The organism is Micromonospora sp. NPDC023814 (genome assembly GCF_040639595.1).
GTDB lineage: Bacteria > Actinomycetota > Actinomycetes > Mycobacteriales > Micromonosporaceae > Micromonospora.
The window spans coordinates 28,841-52,830 of the sequence record NZ_JBFAAF010000050.1 but is presented as its reverse complement, the minus strand read 5'-3'; the positions used below and the strand labels follow the sequence as shown (position 1 = coordinate 52,830).

The following is a 23,990-nucleotide window of genomic DNA, read 5'->3' as shown; positions in this document are numbered from 1 at the left end:
CATGACCCTCGACCTCACCGCCGAACTCACCGACGCCCGCATCCTCGCGGTCATCCGGGGCACCGACACCGCCGGCGCGATCGCCGCCGGCACCGCCCTGCTGGAGGAGGGCGTACGCCTCGTCGAGGTGGCCCTCACCACGCCGGACGCTCTGCGGGCCGTCGAGGCGCTGCGCGGGGTCGCCCCCGCCGGCTCCCTGGTCGGCGCCGGCACCGTGCTCACCGCCGCCGACGTGGCCGACGTGGCCGCCGCGGGCGCCCAGTTCGTGGTGACGCCGGCCGTGGTCGAGTCGATCCCCGAGGCGGCCCGCCTGGGCATCCCGGTCGCCGCCGGCGCGTTCACCCCGACCGAGGCGTACACCGCCATGCGGATGGGGGCGTCGGCGATCAAGCTGTTCCCGGTGTCCGTCGGGGGCCCGGCGTACCTCAGGGCGGTGCGCGACCCCTTCCCGGACATCCCGTTCGTCGCGGTCGGCGGCGTGGGCCTGGCCGACGTGCCCGGCTACCTGAAGGCCGGCGCGATCGCGGTCGGCGTCGGCGGGCCGCTGGTCGGCGACGCCGCCTCCGGCGGTGACCTGGACGCGCTGCGGACGCGGGCCCGCACCTACCTCGCCGCCGTGCGGGAGCCGGCCGCGTCATGACCGCACCCGACCTGCTCACCTTCGGCGAGACCATGGTGTCGCTGCGCTCCGCCGGCCCGCTCGCCGCCGGCGGACCGCTGACCATGCACCTGGCCGGCGCCGAGTCCAACGTGGCGGTGGGGGTGGCCCGGCTGGGCCACCGGGCCGCCTGGGCCGGCCGGGTGAGCACCGACGAGTTCGGCGAGTACACGCTGCGGCAGCTGCGCGCCGAGGGCGTCGGCGTCGACGGCGTGACCCGCGATCCGGACCGGCCGACCGGCCTGATGTTCCTGGAGCAGCGCACCGCCGACCTGACCCGGGTGCAGTACCACCGGGCCGGATCGGCCGGGTCGGCGCTGCGTGCCGAGGACCTGCGGGCGCCGCTGGCCGCCGGCGCCGGAATGCTGCACCTGACCGGGATCACCCCGGCGCTGTCCGACACCGCCCGCGCGGCCACCCGCTGGGCCGCCGAGGCCGCCGCCGAGGCGGGCATCCCCGTCTGCCTCGACGTCAACTACCGCGCCCGCCTCTGGTCCCGGGACGCCGCCCGCGAGGTGCTCACCCCGCTGGCGGCGTACGCCTCGATCGTCATCGCCTCCGCCGACGAGCTCGACCTCGTCGGCGACCCGGGGGCCGACGAGTCCGAGGTCGTGGCGGACCTGTTCGGGCGGGGCGTGGACACCGTCCTGGTCAAGCTGGGCGCCGACGGGGCCCGGGCGCACACCCCGGACGGCGTCCAGCACGTCGGGGCGCTGACCGTGACCTCCGTCGACCCTGTCGGCGCCGGGGACGCGTTCACCGCGGGCTACCTGTCCGGCTGGTTCGACGGGCTCGACCTGGCCGGTCGCCTGCGCCGCGCGGCCACCCTCGGCGCCTTCGCGGTCTCCAGCCGCGGCGACTGCGAAGGGCTGCCCCGCCGCGCCGAACTGTCCCTTCTCGACGGCCACGAGACGGGCAGCGTCCTCCGTTAGCCGCCCCGCGCACCTGAAGAAGAAAGGCATCCCGTGAAGATCGTCGCCGCTGACGTCATCGTCTCCAGCCCCGACCGCAACTTCGTCACCCTGAAGATCACCACCGACGACGGGATCACCGGCCTGGGCGACGGCACCCTCAACGGCCGCGAACTGTCGGTCGCCTCGTACCTGCGCGACCACGTCGTCCCGCTGCTGATCGGCCGCGACCCGCACCGCATCGAGGACACCTGGCAGTTCCTGTACCGCTCGGCGTACTGGCGGCGCGGGCCGGTCACCATGGCAGCCATCGCGGCAGTGGACGTGGCGCTGTGGGACATCAAGGCCAAGGCCGCCGGCATGCCGCTGTACCAGCTGCTGGGCGGGGCCTCCCGAACCGGCATCATGGCCTACGGTCACGCCTCCGGCCGCGACATCCCGGAGCTGTTCGACTCGATCCGCCGGCACCTGGAGCTCGGCTTCCGGTCGATCCGCGTGCAGACCTCCGTGCCGGGCATCAACGCCGTGTACGGCGTCGCCGCCCAGCCCAGCGCCGACGGCAAGCGGTACGACTACGAGCCGGCGCAGCGCACCCCGCTGCCCGCCGAGGAGGACTGGGACACCCGCGCCTACCTGCGCCACCTGCCCGGCGTCTTCGAGGCGGTCCGCAACGAGTTCGGCCCGGAGCTGCCGCTGCTGCACGACGGCCACCACCGGATGACCCCGATCCAGGCCGCCAAGCTGGGCAAGGCCCTGGAGCCGTACGACCTGTTCTGGCTGGAGGACTGCACCCCGGCGGAGAACCAGGAGGCGCTGCGCCTGGTCCGCCACCACACCACCACCCCGCTGGCCATCGGCGAGATCTTCAACACGGTGTGGGACTACCAGACGCTCATCCGCGAGCAACTGATCGACTACGTGCGCTCCGCCGTCACCCACACCGGCGGCATCACGGCCATGCGCAAGCTGCTCGACTTCGCCGCCCAGTACCAGATCAAGTCCGGCATCCACGGCCCGACCGACATCTCGCCGGTCGGCATGGCCGCGGCGCTGCACCTGGACCTCGCCATCCACAACTTCGGCATCCAGGAGTACATGCAGCACGGGCCGCTCACCAACGAGGTCTTCCGGCAGTCGTTCACCTTCACCGACGGCTACCTGCACCCCGGCGAGCAGCCGGGGCTCGGTGTGGAACTCGACGAGGAAGCCGCCGCGAAGTTCCCGTACGTGCCGGCCTACCTGCCGTTCAACCGGCTCAAGGACGGAACCGTCCATGACTGGTGAGAGCCGCCGGAGCGGCCCGGCCGCGACCCGGCACGTGGTCGTGATGGGGGTGTCCGGGGCCGGCAAGACGACCGTTGCCCGGGGCATCAGCGACCGTACCGGCCTGGCCTTCGCCGAGGCGGACGAGTTCCACTCGCCGGCCAACGTGGCGCAGATGCGGGCCGGCGTGCCGCTGGACGACGCCGCGCGGCTGCCCTGGCTGCGCGACCTGGCCGGGTGGATGGCGGCCCGCTCCGCCGAGGGCGTGTCGACGGTGCTGGCCTGCTCGGCGCTGAAGCGCTCCTACCGCGACGTGCTGCGTCAGGGGCCGCCGAGCGTCGAGTTCGTCCACCTGGACGGGCCGGCCGAGGTGATCCGGGAACGGATGGCCCGGCGTGCCGGGCACTACATGCCGGCGAGCCTGCTGGAGTCGCAGTTGGCGACCCTGGAGCAGCCCCACCCGGACGAGTCGGTGCTGGTGCTCGACGTCTCGCTGACACCGGACGAACTCGTCTCGGCGGCGGTCGACGGCCTCGGCCTGCACACCGGCGTCCCCGCCGGCGGGTAGCCACGGCCCGGTCGCGGCGCCCCGGCCCCGCGACCGGGCGTCACCCTTGCCCCGCTGATCCCTGCGCCGGCCGGGCAGCCCGGAACCCCAGACCGGGCGTCACCCCGGCAGCGCGTCGAGGTAGACCCAGCGCCCGTCCTCGCGGACGAACCGGCTGCGCTCGGTCTGCGTCCCCGGCCGGCCGCCGGCGCGGTAGTGGGCGCGGAACTCGACGACGCCCGTGGCGTCGAGAAGCCCGCCCCGGTCGGCGTCGACGATCTCCAGCCCCGTCCAGCGCTGGCCCGGTTCCAGGTCGATCCGGCGCGGCCGGGTCGAGGAGTGCCAGCTGCGCAGCAGGTACGCGGTGTCGCCGACGGCGAAGGCGCTGTACCGCGAGCGCATCAGCGCCTCGGCGGTCGCCGCGTCGGCCTCGCCCCGGTGCAGTCGCCCGCAGCACTGCGCGTACGGCTGGGCGGACCCGCACGGGCAGGTCCGGTCGGGGTCCTCGGCCGCGCTCCGGCGGGGTCTGGTCGCCACGGGCCCATTCTGGCCGACGGTCCGCCGCGACCGGCGTCCGGACCCGGCACGCGGGCGTCCGACCCGGCGCCGTACGCCGACGGTGCGGTCCACCGCCGGTCCGCCGCCGGAGCACCCGTCGTGCGGGCCGGGTCAGCGGCCGCTCGTCCGGGCTGTCCGCCGGTTGCCGAAGGACTCCATGGTCGTCGCCTTGCGGGCCGGTGCCTTCGCGGGCGCGCCCGCACGGGTCGCGGCGGCCTTCGCCGTCTTCTTCGCGGGCGCCTTCTTCGCCGGCGCGCTCGTGGCCGGCGCCTTCCGGGCGCGGGCGGGGGTCGCCGTGGCGGAGGTGGCCTTCTTCCGGGCCACCCGGGGCGTCGTCGACGTCGGCTTCTCACCCGGGGCCTTGGCCGCAGTCGTTCCGGTGGCCCGTTTCGTGGCCGTCGCCACCTTCTTCGCCGCCGCCGTCCGCTTCATCGGGGCCTTGCGCGCCCCGGTGGCCTTCCTGGCCCGTCCTGCGTCCGCCATCGTCGCTCCTCGGGAATCGGCCCTGGGCGCACCGTCTTCCCCCGGCCCCGGCGGTCAAACGCCGGCAGGTGCCGGGCGTCCGGCCGGCCGGACGGTACGCGCGGGCGCGTGACGCGGGCCGGATCGGACCAGTCGGCGCGACGGAGATCGGCCCTGCCGGTGGGCCGATCGGTCGGTCAGGCTCGCAGGGACCTTTCCCCGAGCGTCGAAGGACTGGAACCCTCGCCATGACGACCGCCGACATGTCATCTGGAGAGCGCGACGTAGCGCCACTTGCTGTCGCCCGGGTCCTCCCTACCGTCGCTGAGGTCGATTTCGACCGACCCCGGAAGGCTCCAGGGCATCCCGCAGCCGGCGCATCATGGCCGCGCTGAGGTAGTGATGCTGGAGGTCGAGCCACCTCAGGTGAGTGAGCGACCGGCCGTCGAGAAGCGCCGCGGCGCCCGTGTCCGACAGGGCGCCCATGGACAGGGCCAGGGACCGCAACTGCGCCACGACGGGAGCCTCGGCGACCGCCGCGGCAATCTCGTCCTGCAGCGTGCTGTTGAGCAGTCCCAGGTGACGCAGCGCAGGGAAGCGTTCGCCGGAGAGCAGCGCCGCCAGGTCGGCAACGGTGGTGTCGCCTCCCCAATCCCGGACGCCGAGCCACAGCTCCAGTCTTTTCAACGCGGGCAACTCGGAGGCGCAGAGTCCGCGCGCCACCCGGGCCGGAAGGCCGGCGCTCTCGAACTCCAGGTACTGCAGCGAAGTGTGGCGCAGCGGTGAGACGGCCATGCCTGGCCCGCCGCGCGCTTCGAACCGCTCCAGCAGAGGGTAGGCGCTCAGCAGGGGGGTGACATCGGTCTGTCGGATCCACGAGATGTCGCATTCCTCGTAGGAGATGTCTCCGAAGTAAAAGGCTCGCAGGCCGGTCAGTCGGTCCGCTGCGGCGACGGCCAGGTCGAGAATGGGCGCGGGGTCGAACTCGTATGCGTCCGCCCAGCCGCCGAACACCAGGGCTCGTACCTCGGCGAGGTCGACCGCCTGGAGGAACTGCTGCCACGTCTCCGCGAAGCTCTGGTCGCTGTCGCACCCGCCACCACTCACGCGCCAGGCCACCGACGCTGCTTCCTGCAGGTCACCGTCACTGGTGAAGTCGACGACCGGTAGGCCGTGAAACGTGTCTAGGTCACCCGGCATGGTGCAGCTCCTCAGTTGCTGTGTTCTCGGTCATCGCTTTCGGGCAGCTCGACCGGCAGCGGCACGGGTCGCTTGGCGACCCGGTCGTCGCCGGAGGACCGCCCGTGCCGGACCAGTCAGGGCAGCAGGTGCCGGCGGGTCCAGGCCAGCTCGGCGCGGAGCACCTCGTGGCGCCGACGGCGCGGTGCGGTCTCCAGCGGGCGCGTCCAACCGTCGTCGGTTTCCGGCAGCCCGACGGTGTGCGCGAGCGCGGCGGCGATCCGTTCGTGGCCGGCGCTGTTGGCGTGCGGCCGGTCGTCGCTCCACAGCCGCCACGTACCGCTGCCACATCATCTGGGCGAGGGTAGCGGCCGACGGTCAGGCCAACTCGCGGGGCCGGAGGACCTCCGGCTCGGCCTGACCGGGCGGGTGGCGACCTCCGGTCAGAGCCAGCCGGAGCGGCGGAAGAGGCGGTGCAGGGTGACCGCGACCAGTGCCATCAGGCCCAGCGCGGCCGGGTAGCCGTAGCGCCAGTTCAGCTCGGGCATCGTGGCGAAGTTCATGCCGTAGATCCCGGCGATCCCGGTCTGGGTGGCGGCGATGGCGGCCCAGGCGGCGATCTTGCGCATGTCGTTGTTCTGGTCCACCGCGAGCTGCGCCAACCGGGACTGCAGGATCGAGTTGAGCAGGTCGTCGTAGGCGGCGACCCGGTCCACCGCCCGGGTCAGCCGGGCGTCCACGTCGACGAACCGGCGGCGCAGGCCGCGCGGCGGGTTGTCGGGGCGCTCGTCGAGCAGCGACCGCAGTGGCGCCTGCAACGGCTGCACCGCCCGCTTGAACTCCACGATCTCCCGCTTGAGCTGGTAGATGTGCTGGATGTCGGCGGACCGGTCGCGCGCGAAGACCGTCTCCTCGACCCGTTCCAGGTCCCGCTCCACGTGCCCGGCGACCTCCAGGTAGAGGTCGACCATCCGGCCGCAGACCGCGTACGCCACCGCCCAGGGGCCCTCGGCGAGCACTGCCGGGCGGCGCTCGATGTCGGCGCGGACCGGGGTGAGCGCGCCCGCGGCGCCGTGCCGCACGGTGATGACGAAGCGGTCGCCGAGCAGCACCATCACGTCGCCGGTGTCGATCACCTCCGAGGTGTCGGTCAGCTCGGCGTGCTCCACGTACCCGGCGGTGCGCAGCACCAGCAGGGTCACCCCGCCGTCGCGCCGCACCGTGGGACGGTGGCCGTCGGCGAGCGCCTGCTCGACCGTCAGGTCGTCCAGCCCGAACGTGCGGCCGACCGCCGCCATCACCGCCGGGTCCGGCTCGTGCAGACCCAACCAGACGAAGGCGCCGCGGCTGCGGCGACAGCGGGCGTACGCGTCGGCGTAGTGCGGGCGACCCGGCTCGCGCCGTCCGTCGACGTAGACGGCGCAGTCCACCACGGCGTCCGGGTTGGACCGTCGCGGCTCCCGCTCGCGCTGCCCGGGGACCGGCCGGCCGAGCAGCCGGTCGAACATGGCCGACAACCGCAGCCGCTCCCTCACCCGCTGCGCCACCCGTCCACCTCCGCGTCGCCGGCATCCGCGCGGACACCGTACTCGGGCCCGGCGAATCCTGAGTCACGGCACCCGGGTGGCGAAGACGACGACGTTGTCGACGTAACTGCCGACGCGCCGGTCGAACCGGCCTCCGCAGGTGACCAGGCGCAGGCCGGCCGCCCCGCTCGGGCCGTAGACCAGGTCGGTGGGGAAGCGGTCCTTCGGGTACGACGCGACACCGTCGACGGCGAACGTCGCGACGCTGGCGTCGGCGCGGGTGATCCGCACCGTGTCGCCGGCCCGGAGCTGGCCGAGGTCGAAGAAGACGGCCGGCCCGGCGGCGGAGTCCACGTGCCCGACGATCACCGCGTTGCCGGTCTCGCCGGGGCTGACTCCGTGCCGGTACCAGCCGGCGAGGGTGGGCCGGTCCAGCGGCGGCACCTCCAGGCGCCCGGCGGCGTCGGCGCCCACCGGGACGATCGGGGCCCGTACGTCGATGGCCGGGATCCGCACGTCCACCGGTTCGGCCCGGCCCAGCGGCGGCACCGACGGCGCGGCGCGGGCCCCGGGCGGCGCGTCGGCGACCCCGGGCCGGGGCGGGCGCGGCGGGGTCGTCGCCAGTCCGGCGGTGACCAGGGCGAGCCCGGTGGTGCCGAGCAGGGCGACGACCGCGACCGCCCACCCGGGCCTGCGCCAGGACACGTTCCCACCTCCGTACGGGTTCGTCCGGGTGCCCGCTCCGGCGTTCACCGGTGCGGGCACCCGTCGCAGGGATGGACGGCTCGGCCGTCGGTCAGAGCGCGGCGCCGGCCATGTGACGTCGGCGGCGGGCCAGGATCAGGGCGCCGCCGGCGGCGGAGCCGAGCAGGACGCCACCGGCGGCGAGCGCGCCGGCCCCGTCGGTGCCGTCGCGGCCGCCGGCCTGGGCGCCGCCGATCGGGGTGACGGTGAACGTCGCACTGCCGGCCGCGCTGCCGTCGCCGCAGGTCGCGGTCACCGTGTAGGTGCCCAGGGTGAACCCGGCGGTGAAGAGTTCCGCGCTCAGACCGCCGCCGGCCGCCGCCGTGGTGGACCGGACGTTCTGGTCGCGGTCGGGACCGGTGACGTGGAAGATCGCGTCGCCGGACCTGGGGTTGCACGTCGTCGCGGTGAGCACGACCGTCCCGCCTACCGGAGTGGTGGCAGGTGACACGACGGTGTCGGCCAGCGCGGCGCCCGGGAGCAGGAGCGTGCTGAGGCCCACGCCGACCGCCGCCGATACGAGAACTGTTGTGACCTTCATACGCGTCTTCCCTCACTTTTCGTCCGCTGACTGCGTGGGACGTCGTTCGGGTGGCCAACTCCGTGACTAGCACCGGTGTGACCAACCCTAGGAGGGTTGGACCCCCGATCCGGTGAAAATGAGAAATCCTCGTTGCCGTCACGTGTCCACCCCGGAGGCGGAGGGAGCAGCGGAAATGCCGGCACGGCCCGCCCGCGAGGGTTGGCCGGGGTCGATGCCGTCAGTGCCGGGCTGTCGGGGCTGGGTCGGTCTCGGCCCGTTGCGGGGACGATGCGCAGGGCTGGCCGGTCTCGTCCGCGCCGCCGCCCTCGCCCTGTGCGCACCGGGCCGGTGGTGAGGTGTTCGACCCGCACGGAAAAGTGCCCTCCGGAACAGGCAGATGAGACCTCGAGAAATCTCGTCGTGCCAGCTCGGAAGGCACTTTCGCGTTTCCGGCCTACCGGCCGGGTGGCCGTCCAGAAAAGGGCTAACAGGTTGACGAACTGGAAATCCGGATCTTGTCAACGGTGCCGTACTGGGACAGGTAGAGCGGACTGTCCGGGCGGAGGCATACCTGCCTTCCGTTGGTGAAGTGGAAGTAGGCGACGTCGTCGTTGCGAGAGTTGAAAGCGTAGGCGGAGCCACGGCTTGACGAGCCGAGTGTCTGCCAGGTGCTGGTAACGTCCTGGTACGCCGCAGTCGGCCGCTGCGCCGTCCAGTCCCCAGGGGTGAGGTAGAAGCACACGCGCGGATAGGTGCACCCGTAACGAGTGCTGGCCTGGGCGGCCACCGGAACCGCGAGTGCGCCGGCGACCAACGATGAGGCGACAATCGCAGCTGAGGCGACGACTCTCTTCAACATGTAATAGACCTTCCCGTGCGTACCGCCCCCGTGGCAGTACGCATTTAAGGTGACATATGTAACTAATTATTGTCAATGGCTGCGTGCCATTGGTGGTTCATCCGCTGTCGAGGCGCCGAGCGCCAGCGGTGTCCCGCGAATCCCGTGTGCCCGGTCTCGGCGGGGCCGATAGAGTCGCCCGGTGACGGAGATCAGGACCGAACGACTGCTGCTGCGGAGCTGGCGGGATTCCGACCTCGCCCCGTGGGCGGCGATGAACGCCGACCCCGAGGTGCGCGAGCACCTCGGCCCGCTGCTCAGCGCCGAGCAGGCCGCCGCCTCGGCGCGGTCGTTCCAGGCCGCCATCGACACGCTCGGCTACGGCTTCTGGGCCGTCGAGGTCCGCGACGGTGGCCGGTTCATCGGCTTCGCCGGCCTGGACCGCGTCGACGACGGGCTCCCGGTCAGCGGGGTGGAGGCCGGGTGGCGGCTCGCCCGCTCCGCCTGGGGCCACGGCTACGCCACCGAGGCGGCCCGGGCCGTCCTGCGGTACGGCTTCGACACCGTCGGGCTGCCGGAGATCCTGGCGATCACCACCGCGACGAACGGACGCTCCCAGGCGGTCATGCGCCGCCTCGGCATGACCACCGACCCGGCCGACGACTTCGACGACCCGGACGTCGAGTCCGGCCCGCTGCGCCGGCTGGTCGTCTACCGCACCGGGGCGGGGGACCGCTGATCACCTGACGCGCCGTCCGGTCGGCCGGCGTGCCGGTCAGGGCAGGACAGCCGTCCACTCCTGTGCCGCGCGGAACTGCCGGTCGACCAGGGCCAGCAGGGCGGCGTGCGTCTCCGCGTCCGCCGCGACGAGCAGCCCGCCGACGCCGGTGTGCAGGGGCTGCCCCCGCAGGCCGGTCACCACGCACCCCGCGGCCTGGCACAGGGCGATGCCGCTGGCGAAGTGCACGCTGTCCCGGACGTCCCGGTCGGTGACGTACGCGGCCCGCCGCCCGGCGGCCACCCACGCCAGGGCCAGCGTCGTGGAGAGCACCCGGGGACGGAACCGCGCGGCGAACTCCGGATCGGCGAGCAGCCGCAGCGCGTCGAACACGGGGGCGTTCGGGAACGGCGGGTCGAGGTCGACGTCCACCAGCCGCGACCGGGCCGCCGGCACCAGGGCCTCGTCGACGCCGTCGCGGCGCACGTGGGCGCGGCCGTTCCCGACCCAGAACAGCTCCCCGGCGAGCGGGTCGGCGGCCGCCGCGGCGGTGATCTCCGCGTCGACGCGCAACGCCACGTTCACCGCGGCGAGCGGGGTCCGCGCCGCGTAGTTCAGCGTGCCGCAGAGCGGATCGACCAGCCAGGTCCGGGCCGCCGAGCGGGAGCCGCTGTGCCCGCTCTCTTCCCCCAGTACGGCGTCGTCCGGCCGCGCACCGCGCAGGACGTCGAGGATGGCCTGCTCCGACTCCAGGTCGGCCGCGGTGGCGAAGTCGCCGGGGCCCTTGTCGAACCGGTCCAACGTGCCGCCGTAGCGGGCCCGTACGACGGCCGCGCCGGCCTCCGCCGCGGCGATGGCCAGATCGGGGTCGGTGTGCGCCATGGCTGCACGGTAGACCAGCGCCCGCCGGCGTCGGCGAGCGCGCCTCAGTCCCGCCCGGCGGGATCGGTCACCCAGCCGGCGAGCAGCACCAGCCCGGTGAACCGGTGCACGGCGAGGAACCCGAAGGGGCGGTCGACGTCGAGGCGCACCCGCCGCCTGCGTGCGGTGAGTCGCGGCGGGGCGGAACCCGCCCGCATGGAGAGGGCGGTGACCACGGCGGCGCGGAAGCCCGTCGCGCTGAAGGTGGCCGTCGCGCTCTGCCGCGCCTGCGAGACGGACAGCAGCCGGGCGATGCCGGGGAAGTGGTCGCCGTCCCCGGTCGCGGTCGCCAGGCCGAACGTCGCCGGCCGCTTCAGCAGGTCGTGGTCGGCGGAGACGGTGAAGCCGACCGTGGAGACGGACAGCTCCGGCCGGTCGTCGTACGCGTCCACGACCTGTTCGGTGACCCCGGGGCCGGCGGCGACGGGCAGCGCGGACGGCGCGCCGAGGCCGCCGATCGCGGCGGGCAGCACCTCCGCCGCCGTACGCCCGGGCGCGCCCAGGGCGAGCACCACGTCGACGTCCTCTGTGCCGCGCACGGTCAGCAGGCTCAGCGGGCCGGCGGCGGTGTCGGCGACCCGGAGCGCGTCGAGGTCGTGGCTCAACCGGCCCAGCCCGGCGAGCCGGCGGCCCCGCCACGGCCCGCCGGCCGGCTCGCACCAGGCGTCCCGGAACGGCTCGGCCCACTCGGTCAGCAGCGACAGCGCGCTGGCCAGGACCATCGCGGTGTCCGGGGTGACCGGCACCGGCATCCGGGGGACCAGACCGTCGGTGTGGGTGGCGGCCCACTCGTCGAGGGCCCGCTGGTCCTGCGCCTCGTCGCCGGTCAACTCCCCGCGCATGGCCGCCGGCACCTCCCGCAGCCACCGGTCGGTCAGCCGCAGGTCCCGCCGCGCCCAGGTGGCGAGCGCGAGCCGGGTGGTGGGGGAGCGGTCCAGGTCGAACCGGGCCGGGTCGGGGGCGACCGCGAGCAGCTCGTCGCGGGCCGGCCCGGCGGCGTAGGGGGCGAGCAGCGCCAGCAGCGGGTATACGCCCGCGCCGGACAGGACGGTCTGCTCCCCGTCCAGCCTGGACGCCCAGCGGGCGGTGAGCGCGTTGGCGGCCGTGGTGCTCATGCGGTGCGGACCCTCCGGTGGTGGCGACGGTGCCCGTCGCCCGGCGGGGCGACCGCCGGCACCCTACCGCCGTCCGGCGCCCGACGGTGCCCGCGACCGCCGGCCCGGCCGGCCGGTGGCCGGTCGTCGGGAAAGGTGTGGCAGCGTGGTCGGCGTGACCACCTCCGCACCGCCGGACGTCGACCTGGCCCTGGTCGGCGGGGGCGGTGCCGCGTCGCTGGTGCTCGCCGCCCTGGACCGGCACGGTGTGCGTGACCTGCGGGTCGCCGTCGTCGACCCGGTCCACCGGCGCGGCCAGGACCGCACCTGGGCGTTCTGGGACCACCCCGGCAACGACCTGGACCCGATGCTGGCCGCGAGCTGGCAACAGGTCGAGGTCGCGACGCCCGCCGGCCGCCGCGTCCTGGATCTCGCCCCGCTGCGGTACGCCATGCTGCGCTCGGGCCCGGTCTACGACCGGGCTGCCGAGGCCGAGCGGCGGCTCGACATACGGCGGATCGTCGCGCCCGTCGACACCCTGCACGACGACGGCGGGCACGTCACGGTGCACGTCGGCGGGGGCCGGCCGGCGCTCCGCGCGTCCTGGGTGCTGGACTCCCGGCCCCGGCCGCCCCGCCGGCCCGGCCGCACCAACTGGCTCCAGCACTTCCGGGGCTGGTGGCTGGAGTCGGAGGCGCCGGTCTTCGACCCGACCCGGGCCGTCCTGATGGACTTCCGCACCCCGCAGCCCGCCCGGGGCGTGTCGTTCGGTTACGTCCTGCCGGTCAGCGACCGGTACGCCCTGGTGGAGTACACGGAGTTCTCACCCGACCTGCTCAGCGACGCCGGGTACGACGCCGCGCTGGCCGGCTACCGCGACCTGCTCGGCCTCGACCCGGCGCGGCTGCGGGTGCGGGAGGTGGAGAACGGCGTGATTCCCATGACCGACGGCCCGTTCGACGCCCGGCCCTCGCCCCGGGTGGTCCGCCTCGGCACGGCGGGCGGCGCCACCCGGCCCTCCACCGGCTTCACCTTCTCCGCCATGCGCCGCCAGGCCGAGCAGGTCGCCGCTGCCCTCGCCGCCGGCCGGCCGCCGGTACCCGGGCCCGCGTACCCCCGCCGTCACCGCTGGATGGACTCGGTCGCGCTCCGGGCCCTGGACGCCGGCGGCGTCGGCGGGCCGGAGTTCTTCGCCCGGCTCTTCGACCGCAACCCGGCCGGGCGCGTACTGCGGTTCCTCGACGGCGCCACCACCCCGGCGGAGGAACTGGCGGTGATGAGCTCCACCCGGCTGCTGCCGATGGTCGCCGCCGCTGCCGGCGACGTCGGCGCCCGGCTCCGGGACCGCCTCGGCCCGGCTCGCCGGTCGGCGACGTGGACGGTCCCGCCGCCGGTGCTCGGCGGCCGGACCGACGTCGACGGCTGACGGCGGGCGTGCGGTTGCCCTGGTAGGCGTCGCAGCCGGACCGGCCCTCCCGTCTGTGGACCGACAGCCGCGGCGCCGGGTCGGCTGCCCCGACGGCGGGAGAGCCGGTCGGGATTCGGTAGGTTGCCGACATGGCGGACGAGACGGCCGGCAGGGTCGTGCAGATCTGGACCGACGGGGCGTGCAGCGGCAACCCCGGTCCCGGCGGGTGGGGCGTGGTGCTGCGCTACGGCGCGCACGAGCGGGAGCTCTGCGGCGGCGAGGCGACCCCGACCACCAACAACCGGATGGAGCTGATGGCCGCCATCCAGGCCCTGGAGAGCCTGACCCGGCCGGTCACCGTCGAGCTGCACACCGACAGCACGTACGTGCGCAACGGCATCACCAGCTGGCTCGCCTCGTGGAAGCGCAACGGCTGGCGGACCGCCGCGAAGCAACCGGTCAAGAACGCCGACCTGTGGCAGCGGCTGGAGGCCGCGTGCGCCCGGCACCGGGTCACCTGGCTGTGGGTGAAGGGGCACAACGGCCACCCGGAGAACGAGCGCGCCGACGCGCTGGCCAACCGCGGCATGACCGAGGCCCGCGCCGCCGCGGTCCCGGCCGGCCGCTGACCGGTCGGCCGGCGGCCGGCGTCGCGGACGCTACTCGCGGTTCGGGTCGCCGGTGCCGGAGACGTCGGCCACGTCGTAGCCGGCGCGGCTGACCTCCCGGGCCGAGCGCCGGTCCTCGGCCGGCAGGTCCGCGAAGTCGTCGCCGGTGTCGTCGGTGGTGTGCAGGGACTCACCCGGCGGACGCAGCGACGCCTGCATGGCCGTCGCGCCGTCCGGCTCGTCGGTGGCGGCCCGGTCGGTACGGTTCTGTTCGGTCATGCCGCCCCTCCTGCCCCCGTGGGGTGATCGCAAACGTCCGGTCCCGGGCTCAACGCGCCGCGTCCGGGTGACCCGGCATGCCGGACCCACCGCTGGAACTGCCCGACGCGCCGCCCGCCACGCCGGACCCGTCGTCCTCGGTGACCAGGTCGGGCTTCGCCGTCGTGTCGTCCGGCGCCGGGACGTCGGTGTCCGCCTCGACCTGGACCAGCCGGGGCTGGTCGGCCCCGTCCTCGGCGTGCGCCGGGTCGACCGGCAGCTCGCCGTCGCGTGCCCGATACCCCACCGCTGCCTCCCCGTCGCCGCCGTGCCGTTCGGTCCCGGCTACCCGGCGCCGACGGGGTGAAACGTCGGCGGGAGTGGGGTCAGCGCCGCCGGGTGGGACGGCCGGGTCGCCCGGGGGCGCGCGGCGCGCGGCGCACCGGGGTGAGCGCCAGCGGTGACCAGTGCCCGGGGCGCCTCCGGCCGGGCGGCAGTGCGGTGCGCTGGTCGCCCCGGGCCGCGTCGAGCTGCGACTGGTGCAGGAACAGGCTGCCGGACAGGTCCGCGCCGCGCAGGTCCGCCCCGCGCAGGTCGGCGCCGGTCAGGTCGGCCAGGCCGAGGTCGACGCCGCGCAGGTCGGCCCCGATCAGCAGCGCCCCGCGCAGGTTCGCCCGCCGCAGGTCGACCCGGCGCAGGTCGACGCCGAACAGTTGGGCGCCCCGCCGGTCCGCACCCGCCCGGCCGCCCCGCGACCGGGCCGCGTCCCCGGCGCGCGACAGCAGCGGGTTGACCCGCCCCCGGTACGCGTCCACGTCGAGCGCCCGCAGCGTCCCGGGGGGCTCCCGGGTCAGCCGCTCGGTCTCGGCGAGCGCGCCGGCGAGCTCGTCGCGCAGCGGCTGCGGCGGGCGCAGCGCGAGCGCCTCGGTCAGGTACCAGAGCAGCTCGTGCAGCGGCCGCATCACCGCGAACGTGTCGAACATGCTCGCCGCGGTCTCCGGCGCGTCGCGCCAGTCCCGGCCGCCGAAGGTGTGCTGGGCCACCCGCTGCCCGGCGCCGAAGCAGTCGAAGACGGTGCAGCCGGAAAAGCCCCGCTCGCGCAGGTCGGCGTGGATGCCGCAGCGCGAGTCGGACCCCAGGTTCGGGCAGGGGCGCCCGGCCGGCTTGTCGATGGCGAAGTCGGCCGACGCGGAGAAGGCGGGCGCGACGCAGCAGAGCCCGAAGCACCGGGCGCAGTCGGCGCGCAGGTCGTCCGCCGCCGACGATGACGACCGGGGTGTTTCCGACACGCTGACCGTTCTCCTGCCGATCGTGACCCTTCCGCTCGCCGGGACGCGGGCGGACCTCCCATTGTCCCGCGCGGCGCTGGTGGCCCGCCCGGCGGGCCGGGCCACCAGCGCAGAGCGCGCGTCGGGCCCCGCCCGCCCCGCCACGAAACGCTCAGACCCGGGTGACGCGTACGGCGTCCGCGACCACGTAGCCGGTGCCCGAGGTCCACCGGCTCACACCCACCTTGTTGCCGTCGCCCCGGGCGAGGGTGAAGGTGCCCAGCGAGGACCACTTCCCGCCGTTGTTCCGCTGGTCGACGTGCACCGTCTTGTTGCCCGTCGAGGTGGCCACGATGTAGGGGGTGGCGGCGCTGTTGCCGGTGGACGCCGGGTACCAGACGTCGACCCGGTAGGTGCCGGTCTCGGGGACGTCGACCTTGTACCAGGCGACGTCGCTGGCGGCGACCGGGACGGCCCGACGGTAGCTGGTGCCGTACCGGCCGGTGAGGCTGGACGAGACGGCCCAGTTGCTGCTGGCGGTGAAGCGCCCGGCCGTGGTGTTGTCCACCACCGTGCTCCACGGGCTGAAGTACGTCGACCAGAGGTTGTGCGTCGGCCAGCTGGTCACCTGGCGGGAGGCGGCCCACAGCGCGCCGTCGATGTCGCCGTAGTTGAGGCCGGAGGGATCGTCGCGCTGGTTGAACAGCGCCGCCCAGCTCATGCCCTGGTAGCTCTTGACCAGCAGGGTGTAGGTGCCGGCCAGGCTGCCGGTGTGCCAGATGTTGTACTTCGTCCCGCCGCTGGTGGCGAAGGGGCGCACGGCCCAGCCGAGGCCGTAGTACCAGCCGTTGCCGTTCACGCCGGTCGAAGGCACCGCGGTGACCTTGGCCAGCGAGGCGCCGTCGAGCACGCCACCGGCCCCGTCGAGCATGGTGGCCCAGCGGACCATGTCCACCGCCGAGGCGACCCACCCGCCGTTGGCGTCGCGCAGGCTCATGCTGAAGGTGCCGTACGGGGCCGGCACGATGGTGCCCGAGTCGTCCAGCACGGTGCGCCCGGTGTACTGCGACCGGTAGCCGACCTCGCCGGCGAGCCGCGTCAGGGCCTTCCCGTGCGCCATCCGAGTGATGCCCAACGGCGCGAGGAGCTTCTGCTTGACGTACGCCTCGTAGGACAGGCCGGTGACCTTCTCGACGACGCGGCCGGCGAGGAAGTAGCCGTAGTTGCTGTACGCCACGGTGCTGCCCGGGTTGTGTTGCAGCGGCTGGCCGGCCATGTAGCGCAGGACGTCCTCCTTGCGCAGCTCCAGCGGCACGCCCAGCGCCTGCGCGATGACGTGGTCCCGGCCGTGCAGGGGATCGAAGGTGAGGTCCCGGTCCCAGCCGCCGAGGTGCTGCAGCAGCCGCCGCAGGGTCACCTGCGGCAGCCTCGGGTCGACGGACTGCCCGGTCGGCGGGATGAAGTCCAGCACCGAGGTCACCGGGTCGTCGAGGCCGACCAGGCCGTCCTGCGCCAGCCGGAGCACCGCCGCCGCGGTGAGCGACTTGCTGAGGCTCGCGATGCGGAACAGTGACGTCGGCTGGATCGTCTCCGCCGAGTTGTTGCCGTAGCCCCGGGCCAGCACGAGCCGGCCGTTGTACGCCACCGCGAGCTGCCCGGCGCTGACACCGCGCGCCTGCATGAACGACTTCATGGCGTCGTCGAAGCTGCTCAGTCCGGCAACCGCGGTGCCGGTGGCGACCCACCCGTCCGCCGCCCGCGCCGGCCCGTGGAGCAGCGTGCCGGCACCGGCGGCACCGGCGCCGGCCGCGCCGACGAGCTTTCCGAACGTCCTCCTGCTGACTGTCCGCACGACATCTCCCCGTGTAGTTGATCTAGCTGGGGAGACCCTACAAGAGGACTCGAGATTGGACAGTCCGGTCGACGTCACGTCACCCCGGGCCGTTCCCGCGTGAACGAGTCGACGTCCTCCTGGCCGGTCATCGGGGTGGCGATCTCGCCCGGGGCGACCGCGTTGACGGTGATCCTGTCCGCGGCGAGCTTCTGCGCCATCACCTTCGTCAGCAGCCCCGGTCCGCCCTTGGCCGCGCAGTACGCCGCCGAGCCGACCCGGGGCGCGTGCTCGTGCACGCTGGTGATGTTGACGATCCGGCCGCCCAACCCCACTGCCTTCATCCGCGACGGCGCAGGCCTTGCCGATGCCGGAGTCGGCGCCGGTGACGACGGCGATTTTCGGGTAGTTCTCGTGACGCGCTGGCATGGTGCCGCACTGCCCGTTCCATGCGGATGCAACCATACGTTGATCCCGGTCCATGCGGGGGATTGCCCACGTCGATGTGCTCTGCCATTCTCCACCGTGGACGCTGCCAGCGACGGTCGCCAATCCGGAGGGCCGTGCGGCGGCCCCTATCTGCCGGAGGGACCCTCGTGAAGCGCAGACGTCGCCACCTGCTCGTGGGACTGGCGGTCGGTGCCCTGGTGGCATCGACCGGTCTCGTCGGAATCCACTTCGCCGGCGCCCAGGTGCCGGCCCCCGCCGCCGCGTCCGGCGACGGGGAGATGCCCGGCGCGCTCGGCGCCCACATGGAACGGCTGCGCCAGGCCGTGCCGGGCAACGACGGCATGTCGCCGGACGGCCCGGGCAACGCCGCGCAGCAGGAGTTCCTGGAGCGCGCGTACCCGGCCAGCACGATCAGCATCGCCCAGATGGACCGGTCGAAGGCGGCGTACTCGGCCGCGGAGCGGCGCGCCGGCGGCAGCCGGGGCTGGGTCAACGTCGGCCCGAGCGAGGCCCTCTACCCGTTCACCGAGTTCCGCAACGCCGGCAACTACGTGCCGAACGCGTACGTCGCGGGCGGCCGGGTCACCTCGATCGACATCGCGCCGGACTGCAACGCCCTGCTCTGCCGGGCGTACGTCACGCCGGCCGGCGGCGGCGTCTGGGGCACCCTGAACGTCCTCGCGCCCGAGCCGAAGTGGTTCTACCTGGGCGGGCCGTTCGGCATCAACGCCGCCGGCTCGGTCAAGATCGACCGTAACGACAAGACCGGGCTGACCATCTACGTCGGCACGGGCGAGGCCAACACCTGCGCCTCCGGCTGCGTCGCCGGCGTCGGGCTCTACAAGTCCACCAACGGCGGGGTCACCTGGAAGGGCCCGCTGGGCAAGGACGCCCTGGCCGGCAAGGGGATCGGCGAGATCACGATCAAGCCCGGCGACCCGAGGACCCTCTACGTCGCCACCACCACGGCGCTGCGCGGCATGTCCGGCTCCTGCTGCACGGGCGTCACGCGGCCGGTGCCCGACGCCGAGAAGTGGGGCCTCTACAAGTCCACCGACGGCGGCGCGAGCTGGAGGTTCATCCACAACGGCTCGGCCGACGCCACCCAGTGCACCGGCAGCGCCGCGGAGTACGCCAACACCGCCGCCTGCTCGCCGCGTGGGGTGCGCTACGTCAAGCTCGACCCGCGCGACGCGAACGTCGTCTACGCCTCCTCGTACGCCCGGGGCGTGTGGCGCTCGGCGGACGCCGGCGCCACCTGGACGCAGATCAAGCCGTCGCTGAACCCGGCCGTCTTCCAGACCCGGGCCGCGATCGACGTGACCGCCCTGCCGAACGGCAAGACCCGGATGTACGTCTACGAGGGCAACATCGGCAACCCGTACTCGCGGCTGTTCCGCAGCGACGACGTGGCCGGCGGCGCCCCCGCGTTCGCCGACCTGACCAGCGCCAACCCGGCGGACCCGGGCTTCGCGACCTACAACCAGTGCACCGGCCAGTGCTGGTACGACGTCTTCGTGCACACCCCGGCCGGGCATCCGGACATCGTCTACACCGGCGGCGCCTACGTCTACGGCGAGACCGTCGCCCACAAGCGGGCGGTGGTGCTGTCCACCGACGCCGGGGTCAGCGGCACCGACATGACCTACGACGGCACCGACGAACTGCACCCCAACGGCCTGCACCCCGACCAGCACGCGCTGGTCACCAACCCGCGCAACCCGTACCAGTTCTTCGAAGCCAACGACGGTGGCGTGATGCGCTCCAGCGGCCAGTTCGTGGACCGCTCGGCCTGGTGCGACAACCCGGACCGCAACCTCGCCACTGACGCCCAGAAGGCCCGCTGCAAGCAGATGCTGTCGCGGATCCCGTCGAAGCTGGACGGCATCAACAAGGGCATGAACACGCTGCAGTTCATCAGCCTGTCGGCCAGCCCGCACGACCACACCCTGCTCCAGGGCGGCACCCAGGACAACGGCACCTGGGAGAACAAGGGCCAGCGCACGCGCTGGGAGAACACGATGATCGGTGACGGCGGCGCGTCCGGCTTCGACGTCGGCAAGCCGGAGTTCCGCTTCCACACCTTCTACGACGCCTCGCCCGAGGTGAACTTCGACAACGGGGACGTGGGTAGCTGGATCTCGATCTCCGACCCGATCTTCGGGCACCCGGGCACCCTGTTCTACGCCCCGGTGGTGAGCGACCCGAAGGTCAGCGGCACGATGTTCGCCGGCACGTCCCGCACCGTCTACCGGACCAAGACGTTCGGCCTGGGCGACCGGAGCCTGGCGGAGGCCGACCGGATCTGCAACACCTGGACCGGCACCTTCGAGGCGCAGTGCGGCGACTTCGCGCCGCTGGGCACGGTCAACCTGACCGACGCCGCGTGGGGCGACCGGGCCGGCGGCGCCGTCTCGGTGGTCGAGCGGGTCGCCACCGACTCGTCCACCGCGTACGCGGCCACCAGCACCGGTCGGGTGTTCGTGTCCCGCAACGTCGACGCCGAGCCGGCCTCCGCGGTCACCTGGACGCGGATCGACACCGCCGCCACGCCCAACCGCTTCGTCACCAGCATCCACGTCGACCCGGCCGACCCGGCCCGGGCATGGGTCTCCTACAGCGGGTTCAACTCGAACACCCCGGCCACCGTCGGGCACGCGTTCGAGGTGAAGCTGGCCGGCGCCGGCGCGACCTGGGCCGGCCGCTCGTACGACTTCGGCGACCAGCCGATCACCGACCTGGTCCGTGACGACGTCACCGGCGATCTCTACGCGGCCACCGACTTCGGTGTCCTGCGGCTGGGCAGGGGCAGCACGACCTGGGTGAAGGCGGCCCGTGGCATGCCGAACGTCGAGGTCGCCGGGCTGACCGTCGTGCCGGGCAAGCGGGTGCTCTACGCCGCCTCGCACGGCCTGGGCGCCTGGCAGCTCGCGCTCTGAGGAAGTCGACCATCGGCAACGACCGGGTGAGGGGCCGCGCGAGCGGCCCCTCACCGCTGCCCGAGGCGGCCGGCCGGGCCTGGCGCACCCTCGGCGCGGCGTTCGTCCTGCTCGTCTTCGTCCCGCCGCTGCTGCTGCTGATCTCCGGCTCGCTCACCGAGCCCGGCCTGCCCCCGCCGCCCACGCCGCAGCTGGTGCCGGAGCCGGTGTCCACCGTCGGCTACCAGCATGCCCTCGAGTGGGGCGGGCTGCTGCGGGCCTCGCTCAACTCGGTCCTGGTCGCGGTCGTCGCGGTGCCGCTGAGCGTGCTCGTCGCCGCGCTGGCCGGCTTCGCGCTGGCCCGGCTCGCCCCGCGCACGACCGGCGTCGTCGTGGCGGCCTCCCTGGTGGCGCTGATGGTGCCGGCCACGGCCCTGCTGGTGCCCCGGTTCGCGATCTTCCGGATGCTCGGCCTGACCGACACCCTGGTGCCGTTGATCGCCCCGGCGTTGCTGGGCACCTCGCCGCTCTACGTCCTGGTCTACTACCTGGCCTTCCGGGCGCTGCCGGCGGATCTCTACGACGCCTGCCTGGTGGAGGACCTCTCGCCGATGCGCACCTGGTGGCGGGTCGCCCTCCCGCTGGTCCGCCCGGTCACGGCCGGCCTCACCGCGCTCACCTTCGTGCTCACCTGGTCGAACTTCCTCGACCCGCTGGTCTACGTCTACGACCGCGACCTGTTCACCCTGCCGCTGGCGCTGCGCTCCCTGTCGGTGCTGGACCCGACGAACTTCCCCGTGTTCCTGGCCGGCGCGGTGCTGGCCACGGTGCCGGCGCTGGCCGTCTTCGTGCTCGCCCAGCGGCGCTTCCTCCACCACGACGACCCGACGGGACGAGACTGACGATGCGACCGGAGACAGAACCGACGATGAGGCCGAAGGCGCTGCTCGCCCTACTGCTCGCCGCCGTGCTGACCGCCACCGGCTGCGGCTCCGGCTCCGGGTCGTCCGACGACGGCCCGGTGCGGCTGCTGGTCTTCGGCGCGCCCGAGGAACTCGCCGCCTACCGCACCCTTGTCGAGGCGTACGAGAAGGCGCGTCCCGGCACCGACGTGCAGCTCGTCGAGGCCAGCGACCGCAAGGACCTGCTGGCCCGGCTGGCCACGTCGGTGGCCGGCGGCGCCCCGCCGGACCTGTTCCTGATGAACTACCGCTTCTACGGCCAGTTCGCCGCGAAGGACGTCATCGAGCCGCTGGACGACCGGCTGGCCGCCTCCGACGCCGTCGACCCGGCCGACTACTACCCGGTGGCGTGGAACGCGTTCCGGTGGAAGGACCGGCAGCTCTGCCTGCCGCAGAACGTCTCCAGCCTCGCCGTCTACTACAACCGCACCCTCTTCACGAAGTACGGCGTGCCCGAGCCGAAGGCCGGCTGGACCTGGAACGACCTGCTCACCACCGCGTCCGCGATGACCCGCGACTCCCGTGGCGTGGTCGTCAAGGCCACCGAGAGCGAGGGCGCGGCGCTGCGGCCCGCCGTGCACGGCCTCGGCGTCGAGCCGTCCATCATCCGGCTCGCCCCGTTCGTCTGGTCCAACGGCGGCCAGCTCGTCGACGACCCGGCGAGGCCGACCCGCCTGACCCTGGACACCCCGGCCGCCCGGGAGGCGCTGAAGAACCTGGTCGACCTGCGGCTGGCGTACGGGGTGGTGCCCACCGACGAGGAGGTGGAGGCCGAGGACGACGAGTCGCGGTTCGCCAACGGCCGGCTCGCCATGCTGATGAGCTCCCGCCGCTCCACCACCACGTTCCGTTCCATCACCGGCTTCGAGTGGGACGTCGCCCCGCTGCCCGTCTACACCGAACAGGTCGGGGTGCTGCACTCGGACGCGTACTGCATGACCCGGGGCGCGAAGCGCAAGGACGCCGCGTGGCGGTTCCTGGAGTTCGCGATCGCCGAGGAGGGGCAGCGCATCGTCGCCGCCACCGGCCGCACCGTCCCGTCCCACATCGGGGTGTCGCAGTCGCCGGCGTTCCTCGGCCCGGCCCAGCCGCCGCGCAGCGCGAAGGTCTTCCTCGACGCCATCCCCACCGTCCGGGCGCTGCCCACGGTCTCCACCTGGCCCGAGATCGAGGACGTCACGTACGGCATCCTGGAGAACGCCATGCACCGGGGCGACCGGCTCGACGACGTGATCCGCGACCTCGACCAGCAGACCCGTCCCCTGTTCGCCCGCGGCGAGCACGGGTGAACGACCCCGGCCTCGCCCTGGCAGGGGTCTCCGCCGCCTACCGCGGGTCGACGGTGCTGCACGAGGTGGACCTGACCGTCGCCCGGGGGGAACTGCTGGTGGTGCTCGGCCCGTCGGGGGCCGGCAAGTCGACCGTGCTGCGGGTGGTCGCCGGCCTGGAACCGGTCACCGCCGGCCGGGTCCGCATCGCCGGCCGGGACGTCACCGCCGACCGTCCCGGCCGGCGCAACGTGTCGATGGTCTTCCAGTCGTACGCGCTCTTCCCGCACCTGACCGTCGCCGAGAACATCGCCTTCGGCCTGGAGGTACGCGACACCCCCCGCGCGGTCGCCCGGGACCGGGCCCGCGCGGCCGCCGAGGCCGTCGGCTGCGCCGCCCTGCTTGACCGGCGGCCCGGGCAGCTCTCCGGCGGGGAGCGGCAGCGGGTGGCGCTGGCCCGCGCCCTGGTGCGGGAGCCGGACGTGTTCCTGCTCGACGAGCCGCTGTCCAACCTCGACCTGGCGCTGCGGGTGGAGATGCGTGCCGAGCTGCGCGCCCTGCACGACCGGCTGGGCGCCACGATGGTCCACGTCACCCACGACCAGACCGAGGCCCTGGTGCTCGCCGACCGCATCGCCGTGCTGCGCGACGGGCGGATCGAGCAGGTCGGCACGCCCGACGAGATCTGGCGTACCCCGGCCAGCACCTTCGTCGCCCGCTTCGTCGGCTCCCCGGCGATGAACCTGCTCCCGGCCGCGGGGGTGCTCGTGCCGTCGGGCACCGCGCCGATCCGGGCCGCCGAGGAGCTGGAGATCGGCTTCCGGCCCGAGGCGGTCACCCTCGACGCCGCCGACGGCACGGACGCCACCGTCGACCGGGTCGAGGTCGTCGGCGAGGACGCGTACGCGTACCTGACCCTCGCCGGCGGTCACCCGGTCGTCGCCCGGGTGCCGGCCGCGCGCCGGCCCGAGCGCGGCGCGGCGGTGCGCGTCGGCGTGCGCTGGGCCGACGTGCACGTCTTCCACGCCGCCTCCGGCCGCCGGTACGCCCCGTGACGACCACGGACCGCCGCTCCCG

The 23,990-nt window shown here is 74.0% G+C and carries 25 protein-coding genes; 12 read left to right on the top strand and 13 right to left on the bottom strand.

The window, feature by feature from the left end:
• Position 1: 1 nt before the first annotated feature.
• From AB0G14_RS24215 to AB0G14_RS24200, 4 genes are read left to right on the top strand one after another with little or no spacing between them, the layout of a single operon-like run.
• Complete coding sequence (locus AB0G14_RS24215) at positions 2–640, top strand: bifunctional 4-hydroxy-2-oxoglutarate aldolase/2-dehydro-3-deoxy-phosphogluconate aldolase (RefSeq protein ID WP_357700976.1); 639 nt, start codon at positions 2–4, stop codon at positions 638–640.
• Positions 637–1,590, top strand: coding sequence for a sugar kinase (locus tag AB0G14_RS24210; protein WP_357700974.1), 954 nt, complete (start codon positions 637–639; stop codon positions 1,588–1,590). The genes AB0G14_RS24215 and AB0G14_RS24210 overlap by 4 nt, the downstream gene beginning before the upstream one ends.
• Before the next feature lie 33 nt (positions 1,591–1,623).
• Positions 1,624–2,853, top strand: coding sequence for a D-mannonate dehydratase ManD (gene manD / locus AB0G14_RS24205; protein WP_350708225.1), 1,230 nt, complete (start codon positions 1,624–1,626; stop codon positions 2,851–2,853).
• On the top strand, positions 2,843–3,400 hold the full coding sequence (locus tag AB0G14_RS24200; RefSeq protein ID WP_357700971.1) for a gluconokinase: 558 nt from the start codon (positions 2,843–2,845) through the stop codon (positions 3,398–3,400). The genes manD and AB0G14_RS24200 overlap by 11 nt, the downstream gene beginning before the upstream one ends.
• Positions 3,401–3,499: 99 nt before the next feature.
• On the opposite strand, the gene AB0G14_RS24195 is transcribed toward AB0G14_RS24200, so the two are convergent.
• Positions 3,500–3,916 carry a YchJ family protein gene (locus tag AB0G14_RS24195; RefSeq protein WP_357700969.1) on the bottom strand — a complete coding sequence of 139 codons (417 nt, stop codon included), beginning with the start codon at positions 3,914–3,916 and terminating at the stop codon, positions 3,500–3,502.
• Between the two features lie 178 nt (positions 3,917–4,094).
• Here AB0G14_RS24195 and AB0G14_RS24190 point away from each other — a divergent pair, with 178 nt between their 5' ends.
• Positions 4,095–4,532, top strand: a complete 438-nt coding sequence (locus tag AB0G14_RS24190) for a hypothetical protein (RefSeq protein WP_357700967.1) — start codon at positions 4,095–4,097, stop codon at positions 4,530–4,532.
• 182 nt (positions 4,533–4,714) lie between these two features.
• Here AB0G14_RS24190 and AB0G14_RS24185 read toward each other — a convergent pair whose 3' ends face one another.
• The 5 genes from AB0G14_RS24185 to AB0G14_RS24165 all read right to left on the bottom strand — a co-directional run bounded on the left by AB0G14_RS24185 (position 4,715) and on the right by AB0G14_RS24165 (position 9,230).
• Positions 4,715–5,599, bottom strand: coding sequence for an STM4015 family protein (locus AB0G14_RS24185; RefSeq protein WP_357700965.1), 885 nt, complete (start codon positions 5,597–5,599; stop codon positions 4,715–4,717).
• A 422-nt stretch (positions 5,600–6,021) separates the two neighbouring features.
• A complete protein-coding gene (locus AB0G14_RS24180) occupies positions 6,022–7,125 on the bottom strand; it encodes a magnesium and cobalt transport protein CorA (RefSeq protein WP_357700963.1) in 1,104 nt (367 codons plus the stop codon).
• A 63-nt stretch (positions 7,126–7,188) separates the two neighbouring features.
• Entirely contained in the window at positions 7,189–7,809 is a 621-nt protein-coding gene (locus tag AB0G14_RS24175) for a class F sortase (RefSeq protein ID WP_357700961.1), read from the bottom strand.
• Positions 7,810–7,900: 91 nt separating this feature from the next.
• Positions 7,901–8,389, bottom strand: a complete 489-nt coding sequence (locus AB0G14_RS24170; RefSeq protein WP_357700959.1) for a hypothetical protein — start codon at positions 8,387–8,389, stop codon at positions 7,901–7,903.
• 466 nt (positions 8,390–8,855) lie between these two features.
• Positions 8,856–9,230, bottom strand: coding sequence for a hypothetical protein (locus AB0G14_RS24165; protein WP_357700957.1), 375 nt, complete (start codon positions 9,228–9,230; stop codon positions 8,856–8,858).
• Between the two features lie 181 nt (positions 9,231–9,411).
• Between AB0G14_RS24165 and AB0G14_RS24160 the strand changes: the two genes are divergently transcribed.
• Entirely contained in the window at positions 9,412–9,948 is a 537-nt protein-coding gene (locus AB0G14_RS24160) for a GNAT family N-acetyltransferase (protein WP_357700955.1), read from the top strand.
• 36 nt (positions 9,949–9,984) lie between these two features.
• On the opposite strand, the gene AB0G14_RS24155 is transcribed toward AB0G14_RS24160, so the two are convergent.
• Both AB0G14_RS24155 and AB0G14_RS24150 read right to left on the bottom strand, forming a co-directional pair.
• A complete protein-coding gene (locus AB0G14_RS24155; RefSeq protein WP_357700953.1) occupies positions 9,985–10,809 on the bottom strand; it encodes an inositol monophosphatase family protein in 825 nt (274 codons plus the stop codon).
• Positions 10,810–10,853: 44 nt separating this feature from the next.
• The gene (locus AB0G14_RS24150; protein WP_357700951.1) at positions 10,854–11,963 is read right to left on the bottom strand and encodes a hypothetical protein; all 1,110 of its coding nucleotides are present in this window, start codon (positions 11,961–11,963) and stop codon (positions 10,854–10,856) included.
• A 154-nt stretch (positions 11,964–12,117) separates the two neighbouring features.
• Between AB0G14_RS24150 and AB0G14_RS24145 the strand changes: the two genes are divergently transcribed.
• Positions 12,118–13,368 carry a lycopene cyclase family protein gene (locus AB0G14_RS24145; protein WP_357700949.1) on the top strand — a complete coding sequence of 417 codons (1,251 nt, stop codon included), beginning with the start codon at positions 12,118–12,120 and terminating at the stop codon, positions 13,366–13,368.
• Positions 13,369–13,499: 131 nt separating this feature from the next.
• Positions 13,500–13,979, top strand: a complete 480-nt coding sequence (gene rnhA / locus AB0G14_RS24140) for a ribonuclease HI (RefSeq protein ID WP_357700947.1) — start codon at positions 13,500–13,502, stop codon at positions 13,977–13,979.
• A 30-nt stretch (positions 13,980–14,009) separates the two neighbouring features.
• Here rnhA and AB0G14_RS24135 read toward each other — a convergent pair whose 3' ends face one another.
• The 5 genes from AB0G14_RS24135 to AB0G14_RS24115 form a co-directional block, all read right to left on the bottom strand.
• The gene (locus tag AB0G14_RS24135; protein ID WP_357700945.1) at positions 14,010–14,237 is read right to left on the bottom strand and encodes a hypothetical protein; all 228 of its coding nucleotides are present in this window, start codon (positions 14,235–14,237) and stop codon (positions 14,010–14,012) included.
• Between the two features lie 49 nt (positions 14,238–14,286).
• Positions 14,287–14,523, bottom strand: a complete 237-nt coding sequence (locus AB0G14_RS24130; protein WP_357700943.1) for a preprotein translocase YidC — start codon at positions 14,521–14,523, stop codon at positions 14,287–14,289.
• 79 nt (positions 14,524–14,602) lie between these two features.
• Entirely contained in the window at positions 14,603–15,505 is a 903-nt protein-coding gene (locus AB0G14_RS24125) for a pentapeptide repeat-containing protein (RefSeq protein ID WP_357700941.1), read from the bottom strand.
• 151 nt (positions 15,506–15,656) lie between these two features.
• The gene (locus tag AB0G14_RS24120) at positions 15,657–17,336 is read right to left on the bottom strand and encodes a serine hydrolase (RefSeq protein ID WP_357700939.1); all 1,680 of its coding nucleotides are present in this window, start codon (positions 17,334–17,336) and stop codon (positions 15,657–15,659) included.
• A 74-nt stretch (positions 17,337–17,410) separates the two neighbouring features.
• Positions 17,411–17,659 carry an SDR family NAD(P)-dependent oxidoreductase gene (locus AB0G14_RS24115; protein WP_357700937.1) on the bottom strand — a complete coding sequence of 83 codons (249 nt, stop codon included), beginning with the start codon at positions 17,657–17,659 and terminating at the stop codon, positions 17,411–17,413.
• A gap of 252 nt (positions 17,660–17,911) precedes the next feature.
• Between AB0G14_RS24115 and AB0G14_RS24110 the strand changes: the two genes are divergently transcribed.
• From AB0G14_RS24110 to AB0G14_RS24095, 4 genes are read left to right on the top strand one after another with little or no spacing between them, the layout of a single operon-like run.
• Complete coding sequence (locus AB0G14_RS24110; protein WP_357700935.1) at positions 17,912–20,704, top strand: sialidase family protein; 2,793 nt, start codon at positions 17,912–17,914, stop codon at positions 20,702–20,704.
• A gap of 26 nt (positions 20,705–20,730) precedes the next feature.
• Positions 20,731–21,585, top strand: coding sequence for a carbohydrate ABC transporter permease (locus AB0G14_RS24105; RefSeq protein ID WP_357700933.1), 855 nt, complete (start codon positions 20,731–20,733; stop codon positions 21,583–21,585).
• 26 nt (positions 21,586–21,611) lie between these two features.
• Positions 21,612–22,934, top strand: a complete 1,323-nt coding sequence (locus AB0G14_RS24100) for a sugar ABC transporter substrate-binding protein (protein WP_357700993.1) — start codon at positions 21,612–21,614, stop codon at positions 22,932–22,934.
• Entirely contained in the window at positions 22,931–23,968 is a 1,038-nt protein-coding gene (locus AB0G14_RS24095) for an ABC transporter ATP-binding protein (RefSeq protein WP_357700931.1), read from the top strand. The genes AB0G14_RS24100 and AB0G14_RS24095 overlap by 4 nt, the downstream gene beginning before the upstream one ends.
• Positions 23,969–23,990: the final 22 nt, after the last annotated feature.